This window comes from Streptomyces sp. NPDC059456, assembly GCF_042750055.1.
GTDB lineage: Bacteria > Actinomycetota > Actinomycetes > Streptomycetales > Streptomycetaceae > Streptomyces.
In genome coordinates this window covers 1-2134 of the sequence record NZ_JBHYVA010000997.1, presented here as the reverse complement: position 1 = coordinate 2134, position 2134 = coordinate 1, and the positions used below count along the sequence as shown (strand labels likewise).

Genomic DNA, 2134 nt, shown 5'->3' with positions numbered 1-2134 from the left:
CCACCCCCAACCATACAAACAACACAAAAATATATATACACAAACACACACACACCCCCCCCCCGGGGGGGGCGGGGGGGGGGGGGCCCCCCCCCCCCCCCCCCCCGACCCCGCGCAGCGAGTTCGAGGACAGACCGCACGCCACTTCATCCCGACGAGCGCCAGGCCCGGATGGACGGAGGAGGCCCCGTCACTGCGGCGGGGGCGTCCGGCCGGGTCAAGGGCGCCGTCGAGTCCGGCCAGGTAGGGCAGGTGGGGGCGATGGCCGGCGGCCAGGATCAGAACATCCGGCCGCCCCGTGATGCCGTCGACCCTGGTGATCCGGCCTCCGTCAAGGTCGGTGAACATCGGGCGCCGGTCGGGGGCGACGACTTCCGCGCACCCCACGACAACCCCAAGGATTAGATGAATATCTATGTTGACGTCTATCGATACAGATGCCATGCTGATCACGTAGGCCATAGACAAACTTCGAAACACGAGGGAGTCGTCATGAACGAGCCGGTCACCCCCACCAGACCCAACCGCTCCGAGACGGCAGGCTCCTGTTGCGGACCCGCCATCGCACAGCCCGCCGCCGAGGCGGCTCCCGCTCAGTCCGCACCGTGTTGCGGCACCAGCGAGGGTGCGGAAGCCGCCGGCGCCAGCTGCTGCTGACCACCTGAAGTCCCCACCCTCTCCTCTGCCTGCATCAAGACCCGGAGACCTGTCATGAGCGAGATCACCACCGAACTGCCCGTCGTCGTCATTGGGGCCGGCCCCGCCGGACTCGCGGCCGCCGCCCACCTCGTCGACAGCGGCCTGGAACCCCTCGTTCTGGAAGCCGGGACCACCGCCGGATCCGCCGTCCGCGAGTGGGCGCACGTGCGGCTGTTCTCCCGCTGGGGTGAGGTCGTCGACCCGGCCGCCGAGAAGCTCCTCGCCCCGACCGGCTGGACCAAGCCCGCCGAGGACACCTACCCCTCCGGCGGGGACTGGGCCACCCTCTACCTCCAGCCTCTGGCCGACGTCCTGGGCGAGCAGGTGCGCTACGACGCCCGAGTCACCGGAGTCTCCCGCACCGGCCGCGACCGCATCGTCGACGCCGACCGTGAGGCCCAGCCCTTCGTCGTGCACTACAAGAGCACAGACGGCCGCGAGCAGCGGGTCTTCGCCCGGGCGGTCATCGACGCCTCCGGCACCTGGTCAACCCCCAGCCCCGCAGGCGGCAGCGGACTCGTCGCCCTCGGTGAGAAGGCCGCCAGGGTCCGGATCACGTACCGGGTCCCGGACCTGAAGGACCCCGCCGTCCGCGCCCGCTACGCCGGAAAGCGCACCGCAGTCATCGGCTCCGGCGCCTCCGCCTTCACCGCACTCGCCTACCTCGCCGATCTCGCCAAGGCCGACGACGGCCAGGGCACGCACGCCACCTGGATCCTGCGCCGGGGCATCTCCGGCGCGACTTTCGGCGGGGGCAAGGCCGACCAGCTTCCCGCCCGCGGCGCCCTCGGCCTGGCCGCCAAGGCAGCGGTCGACGGCGGCTACGCCGACGCGGTCACCGGATTCCGCACCGACACCATCGAGCGCACCGAAGACGGCCGCGTGATCCTCATCGGCGAGGACGGCCGCCGCCTGGACCCGGTGGACGAGGTCATCGTCCTCACTGGCTTCCGCCCCGACCTCACCTTCCTCGACGAGCTCCGCCTCGGCCTCGACGAACGCCTCCAGGCGCCGGTCGAGCTGGCCCCGCTGATCGACCCGAACCAGCACTCCTGTGGCACCGTCTACCCGCATGGGGTGAACGAGCTCTCCCACCCGGAGAAGGACGTCTACCTCGTCGGCATGAAGTCCTACGGGCGCGCCCCGACCTTCCTGGCCATGACCGGCTACGAGCAGGTCCGCTCCATCGCCGCCCACCTCGCCGGCGACCAGGAGGCCGCCGAGCGCGTCGAACTCACCCTCCCCGAGACCGGGGTGTGTGGCGGCGCGGGTCTCTTCGACGAGCCCGCCGCCGCGGAGGAGACCGGCGGCGGGTGCTGCGCGGCTCCGGCCACCCTCACCATCGGCGCCGCTCCCGCTCCCGTTTCCTCCGGCGGCTGCTGAGGTGAGCGACCTTCAAAACGGCGTGGCCGCGACCGGGACAGGGGTCCGGTCG

1 protein-coding gene is annotated in these 2134 nt (G+C 71.3%); it reads left to right on the top strand.

The window, feature by feature from the left end:
- The first annotated feature begins 711 nt into the window (after positions 1–711).
- Entirely contained in the window at positions 712–2082 is a 1371-nt protein-coding gene (locus ACFXA3_RS41490; protein ID WP_385196523.1) for an NAD(P)-binding domain-containing protein, read from the top strand.
- Positions 2083–2134: the final 52 nt, after the last annotated feature.

Excerpts from the sequence above, each read along its gene's own strand:
- ACFXA3_RS41490 (WP_385196523.1), top strand. The coding sequence starts at position 712 with ATGAGCGAGATCACCACCGAACTGCCCGTCGTCGTCATTGGGGCCGGC.